Source organism: Burkholderia sp. Se-20378 (assembly GCF_017104665.1).
In the GTDB taxonomy this organism is placed as follows: Bacteria; Pseudomonadota; Gammaproteobacteria; order Burkholderiales; family Burkholderiaceae; genus Burkholderia; species Burkholderia lata.
This window is the reverse complement of record NZ_JAAGPG010000504.1, coordinates 1-6,106: the sequence shown is the minus strand read 5'-3', so window position 1 is coordinate 6,106 and position 6,106 is coordinate 1. Positions and strand designations below refer to the sequence as shown.

The 6,106-nt window shown below is 68.5% G+C and carries 7 protein-coding genes; 6 read left to right on the top strand and 1 reads right to left on the bottom strand.

Translation table 11 applies throughout. The annotated features are described in order from the left end of the window. On the top strand, positions 1-1,088 hold a 1,088-nt coding region (locus tag G3N93_RS32335; RefSeq protein WP_206134786.1), incomplete at its 5' end, for an acyl-CoA dehydrogenase family protein. Positions 1,089-1,104: 16 nt separating this feature from the next. Here G3N93_RS32335 and G3N93_RS32330 read toward each other — a convergent pair. After that, positions 1,105-1,926 (bottom strand): hypothetical protein, encoded by an 822-nt coding sequence (locus G3N93_RS32330; protein WP_174942138.1) that lies wholly within the window; start codon positions 1,924-1,926, stop codon positions 1,105-1,107. A gap of 213 nt (positions 1,927-2,139) precedes the next feature. Between G3N93_RS32330 and zigA the strand changes: the two genes are divergently transcribed. The 5 genes from zigA to G3N93_RS32305 form a co-directional block, all read left to right on the top strand. Further along, positions 2,140-3,348 carry a zinc metallochaperone GTPase ZigA gene (gene zigA, locus G3N93_RS32325; protein WP_206134785.1) on the top strand — a complete coding sequence of 403 codons (1,209 nt, stop codon included), beginning with the start codon at positions 2,140-2,142 and terminating at the stop codon, positions 3,346-3,348. A 58-nt stretch (positions 3,349-3,406) separates the two neighbouring features. Next, positions 3,407-4,327, top strand: coding sequence for a GTP cyclohydrolase FolE2 (gene folE2 / locus G3N93_RS32320; protein WP_206134784.1), 921 nt, complete (start codon positions 3,407-3,409; stop codon positions 4,325-4,327). Then, a complete protein-coding gene (locus G3N93_RS32315; protein ID WP_206134783.1) occupies positions 4,321-4,899 on the top strand; it encodes a 6-carboxytetrahydropterin synthase in 579 nt (192 codons plus the stop codon). Before folE2 ends, G3N93_RS32315 begins: the two co-directional genes overlap by 7 nt. Then, positions 4,899-5,459: a carbonate dehydratase gene (locus tag G3N93_RS32310; RefSeq protein ID WP_089433370.1), complete on the top strand. Its 561-nt coding sequence runs from the start codon at positions 4,899-4,901 to the stop codon at positions 5,457-5,459. The genes G3N93_RS32315 and G3N93_RS32310 overlap by 1 nt, the downstream gene beginning before the upstream one ends. Positions 5,460-5,462: 3 nt before the next feature. Next, positions 5,463-6,106, top strand: a 644-nt coding sequence (locus G3N93_RS32305; RefSeq protein ID WP_206134782.1) for an amidohydrolase family protein, incomplete at its 3' end; no start/stop codon positions are given.

The window sequence follows — 6,106 nt, the reverse complement described above, 5'->3', positions numbered from 1 at the left end:
GTGGTCATGCGGCGCAAGAGAAGCAGTGGCTCGCCGATGCGGGCCTGCTGACGCTCGCGGTGCCGCGTGCATTCGGCGGGCAGGAAGCCGCATGGCCCGAGATCTACGACGCGATCCGGCAGATCGCGCGCGTCGACAGCGCGCTCGCGCATCTCGTCGGGTTCCAGTGCCTGCAGGTGGTGAGCGTCGACGTGTGGGGCAACGCCGCGCAGCGCGAACGCTATCTGCGCGGCACGGTCGAGCAGCACTGGTGGTGGGGCAATGCGGTCAATCCGCTCGACACGCGGCTCGTGGCCACGGCGACATCCGACGGCGGCTACCGGCTCGATGGCGTGAAGGGCTTCTGTTCGGGCACGCGCGGCTCGCAGCGCATGACGGTGTCCGCGCACGATCCGGACACCGGCCGCACGGTGTTCGGCGTGGTGCCGACCGATCGCGCGGGGATCACGGTCAACGAAGACTGGGATCCGATCGGCCAGCGCCAGACCGACAGCGGCAGCGTGCGCTTCGACGGTGTGGCGCTCGCGGCGGACGAGGTGCTGCATCGTTCCGAGGCGCCGCCGACCCCGCGCGCGACGCTGCGCACGCTCGTGTCGCAGCTCGTGCTGACCAACCTGTTCGTCGGGCTCGCGGAAGGTGCGCTGGCGGAAGCGCGCGACTACGTGCTGAAGCATGGCCGCCCGTGGATTCAGTCGGAGGTCGCGCAGGCGAGCGACGATCCGTACACGCTGCAGCGCTTCGGCGACATGCGGGTGCGGGCGATCGCCGCGGCGGCGCTGGCCGATCGTGCGGCCGCCGCGTTGCAGCGTGCGTGGACGCGGCAGGATGCGCTGACGGCGGACGAGCGCGCCGAGGTGGCGCTCGCGGTATCGGAGGCGAAGATCGTCGCGCAGCGCGCGGCGCTCGAGAACGGCGAGGCGCTGTTCGACGCCTGCGGTGCACGCGCGACGGCCGCGTCGCTCGGCCTCGACCGCTTCTGGCGGAATGCGCGCACGCATACGCTGCACGATCCGCTCGACTACCGGCTGCGCGACGTGGGCCGGTTCGCGCTGGCCGGGGAATTGCCGCCGGCGTCGCTCTATACGTAAGTGAGCGCGCGCTCCGTCACTGATCGACGGTAGGCAGGGGTTCCGCCGGCACGGCGACGGGGGCGGGTGCGAGCGCAGGCTGGCTGGCCAGCGGTGCGCCGCCCTCCACGCCGGCGCGCTTGAACGACACCAGTTCGTTCGAATAGCGCGCGTTCCGCATCCCGTTCGCGTCGTAGTACTCCTCGACCGACTTGACCCAGCGGCCTACTGCCGGCACGTACCAGAACGCCTTGTAGGTCTTGCCGGTCTGCTCGGCCGTGCCGTTGTTGCGGCTCTGCATCACGATCGTCGAGCCACCCGCGTTGCGCGATACGCCCGACGTGATCGATTGCCCCGGCGCGGGTTGCGCCTTCCAGGTGCCTTCGGCCTCGATCTTGATCGCGTCGAACTTGCCGCCGGCCACGGTGACGGTGTCGGGGCCAACGACCTTGTAGTGCGTGTCGTACGCCTCCGACGCGTGCTGCGCATTCGGGTGCGACTCGCTGTACTTGACCGTCCACGTCTTGCCGGCCGTCAGCGGAAACGCCAGCGGACGATTCACCACGGTTTCCGTGCCGTTGACGCTGCGCGAGCGGCTCCAGTCCGCATCGACGATCAGTTCACGCGGCGCCTGCGTCGCGCCGCTCTGTTGCGTTTCGACGTAGATGTGCTCGGACGTCGTGCGCTGCACGGAAATCTGGTCGCGCGTCTGGCGCCAGCCGTTCGGGCCGATTTCGACGGTGTTGATGTAGGTCCAGGTATCGCCCGGCTTCAGCGCCGGGGGCGCGATCGATTGGGCGAGTGCGACGCCGGGCAGCGCGGCGCACAGTGACAACGCAGCAAGTATTTTCGTTTTCATGGTGTGAGGGGGCCATCGGTCTCGCCGGGAAGCTTATCAACCACACCTTTCAATCGGCATGCCGTGCGCGGTGCCGCCGAGTCGAACCGGCGGCCCGGCGGGATCGTGAATCGCCGTCGCGTGACCGGCCCGCTGGACGTCCGAAATGATATGTTATATCGTTGCGATACAATATATCATTCTCTCCTCAACGTCCTCGACCGGAATCGCCCGATGCGTACCGCACTCCAACCGTCCACGCGGCTTCCCGTGACCGTCCTGTCCGGCTTCCTCGGCGCCGGCAAGACGACGCTGCTCAACCACATCCTCAACAATCGCGAGGGCCGGCGCGTTGCGGTCATCGTCAACGACATGTCCGAGGTCAACATCGACGCCGCGCTCGTGCGCGACGGCGGCGCGGGGCTGTCGCGCACCGACGAGAAGCTGGTCGAGATGAGCAACGGCTGCATCTGCTGCACGCTGCGCGAGGACCTGCTGATCGAGGTCGACCGGCTCGCGCGCGAAGGGCGGTTCGACCAGCTCGTGATCGAATCGACCGGCATCTCGGAGCCGCTGCCGGTAGCCGAGACGTTCACGTTCGAAGGCGAGGACGGCCGCAGCCTCGGCGAAGTCGCGCGGCTCGACACGATGGTGACGGTGGTCGACGCGTTCAATTTCCTGCGCGACTACGCATCGCGCGACAGCCTGCAGTCGCGCGGCGAATCGATGGGCGAGGAAGATGCGCGCACGGTCGTCGATCTGCTGATCGACCAGATCGAGTTCTGCGACGTGATCGTGATCAACAAGATCGACCTGATCGACGCAAGCGCGCGCGAGCGGCTCGTCGCGCTGCTGCGCGGCCTGAATCCACGCGCACGGATCGAGATCGCCGAATTCGGCAAGGTGCCGCTCGAGCGCGTGCTCGACACGGGCCTGTTCGACTTCGAAGCGGCGTCGCGCGCGCCGGGCTGGCTGCAGGAGATGCGCGGCACGCACACGCCCGAGACCGACGAGTACGGTATCCGCAGCTTCGTCTATCGCGCGCGTCGGCCGTTCCATCCGCAGCGTTTCTTCGATCTCGTCGAAAGCGAATGGCCGGGCGTCGTCCGCTCGAAGGGGTTCTTCTGGCTTGCCACCCACCCGACCGTCGCCGGCTCGTGGTCGCAGGCCGGCGCGGTTGCGCGGCACGGGCCGGCTGGCTACTGGTGGGCGGCCATGCCGCCCGAGCGCTGGCCGCAGGACGCGGAAGCCGTCGCGCAGATCCGCGCGCGCTGGGACGAGCACGTCGGCGATGCGCGGCAGGAACTCGTGCTGATCGGCATGGACATGGACGAGCCCGCGCTGCGCGCGCGCCTCGACGCATGTCTGCTGACCGACGCCGAGATGGCCACCGGCCCCGAACACTGGACCACGTGGGACAACCCGTTTCGCGACTGGCCCTGACTTGAACGCGCTTCCTGCATCGATCCGGATGGAGAAGGCGCTCCACCGGATTACTAGCATGAACGCACCCCTTCCCGATATTTCCCTGACCGACGCCGCGCCGGGCGGCCGCCCGCTCGAATGGGTCGGCATGCAGGGCATCGACCTGCCCGTTGCGGTGGCCGAGCCCGGCTGCCGGCGCGACGTGCATGCGCGTGCCGACGTGCAGGTCGATCTGCCTGCGCCGCACGTGAAGGGCATCCATATGTCGCGGCTGTACCGGCTGCTCGACGGGCTCGGCGACGGCGCGGTGCTGTCGCCGGTCGGCCTTCAGCATGTGCTGCACGCGATGGTCGACAGCCATCGCGACTGCGACACGCGCAGTGCGCGGCTGCGGCTGCGTTTCGACCTGCTGGCGCGCCGCGCCGCGCTGGTGACCGACGGGCTGGCCGGGTGGAAGGCCTACCCGGTTCGTGTTGATGCGACGCTGACCGGCTCCAGTTTCGAGCTGCGCGCGCAGGTGACGGTCGTCTATTCGTCGACATGCCCATGCTCGGCCGCACTGTCGCGGCACTGGGTCGAGCAGGCGTTCCTGGCGGCGTTCGGCCGCGACGATCGTGTGGAACCGGCGGCAGTCGCCGCGTGGCTGAAACGGCACGCGACGGCGGCCACGCCGCACAGCCAGCGCAGCGAAGCCATCGTCAGCGTGGGGCTGCCCGCCGATGGCGCGACGCTGGGGCTGATCGACCTGATCGATCGCATCGAGCACGCGCTCGGCACGCCGGTGCAGACGGCCGTCAAGCGCGCGGACGAACAGGCGTTCGCGGTGCTGAACGGCGGAAACCTGATGTTCGTCGAGGATGCCGCCCGCCGGGTCCAGGCCGCGCTGGACGGCCACCATGCGAGCCCGCGCGTACACGTCCGCCATCTGGAAAGCCTGCATCCGCACGATGCGGTGGCCTGGGCCGCACCGGTTCGCGAAGGCGCCGACGCATGCTGATCCGCAAGCTGTTCCGGTTCGAGAACGCGCACATCGTGCGCGGCTGCAGCACGCGACGCTGCTCGCATTCGATCCACGGCCATTCGTATCGCGTCGAGCTGCTGCTCGAAGCGCACGCGCTGGATCACGGGCAGATGATCTACGACTTCGGGCTGCTCAAGGGCGACGTGCGCGACCTGATCGACGCGTTCGACCACGCAGTGACGTTGTGGTCGCATGACGACGCCGGCTATGTCGAGAGCATGCGCCGGCATTCCGAGCGCTGGGTGCTGCTGCCCGTGTCGCCGAGCGCCGAGCAGTTCTCGCGCGTGTTCTTCCGCCTCGTCGATGCGGCATTGTCGTGCACGCGCATGTCGAACGGCGAAGCCGACGTGCGGCTGCATTCGATCATCGTTCACGAAACCGAGACCGGTTACGCGCAGTGTTTTCGCGACGATGCGTTCAACCCGCGCATGGGCCGCATCGACCTGGACGACATCGTGTTCGCGCCGGCCATCGCCGGACAGTGGCGCGATCCGGGCCTGTTCGAGCGGATCAAGCGCGGCCGTCCCATTTCAAGGCAGGAATCCTGATGATCAGAAAGAACCCGCGCGGCGACCTGCCGCAGATCCACCCGAGCGCCTTCGTCGATCCGACCGCCATTCTGTGCGGGCTCGTGATCGTCGAGGAGAACGTGTTCATCGGCCCGTACGCGGTGATCCGCGCCGACGAAACGGATGCCGGCGGCCGGATCGCGCCGATCGTGATCGGTGCGCATTCGAACATCCAGGACGGCGTGGTGATCCATTCGAAGTCGGGTGCGAGCGTCACCATCGGCCAGCACACGTCGATCGCGCATCGCGCGATCGTCCACGGGCCGTGCAAGGTCGGTAACGGCGTGTTCGTCGGTTTCAACAGCGTGTTGTTCAACTGCACCATCGACGACGGCTGCGTGGTGCGCTACAACGCGGTCGTCGACGGCTGCCACCTGCCGCCGGGTTTCTACGTGCGCTCGACCGAGCGCATCGGGCCGGAAACCGATCTCGCCGCGTTGCCGCAGGTGACGGCCGACGCAAGCGATTTCTCCGAGGACGTCGCACGCACGAACAATGCACTGGTGCTGGGCTACAAGCACATCCAGAACGAGTTCTGAGTCATGGACGAGCCCATCCGAAGCGAAGGGGGCGCGAGCGACGCGCTGAAGCGACGTCACGCCGACCTGCTGGTGCATGGCGGCACCGTGATGACGCCCAACGGTGCCGAGCGGATCGACGTCGCGTGCGTGGACGGCCGCGTCGTCGCGCTGGGCGCGTTGCACGGCACCTGGAGCGCCGAGGTCGTGCTCGATGCGGGCGGGCTGCACGTGCTGCCGGGTGTCGTCGACAGCCAGGTGCATTTCCGCGAACCGGGCCTGACGCACAAGGAGACCCTCGAGGCCGGCACGCGCGGCGCGGTGCTCGGCGGCGTCACGACGATCTTCGAGATGCCCAACACGCATCCGCTGACGCTGACTGCGCAGGATCTGCAGGCGAAGCTCGATCTCGCGTGCGGCCGTGCGTGGTGCGACTACGCGTTCTACATCGGCGGCTCGGCCGCGAACGCCGAACGGCTGCCGGCGCTCGAAAACCTGCCGGGCTGCGCGGGCGTGAAGGTCTTCATGGGCAGTTCGTTCGGCGATCTGCTGGCCGACGACGAAGCCGTGTTGCGCCGGATCGTGCGCAACGGGCGGCGGCGCATGGCCGTGCACGCGGAGGACGAGGCGCGGCTGCGCGAGCGCCGGGCGCTCGTGGAGGCGAGCGG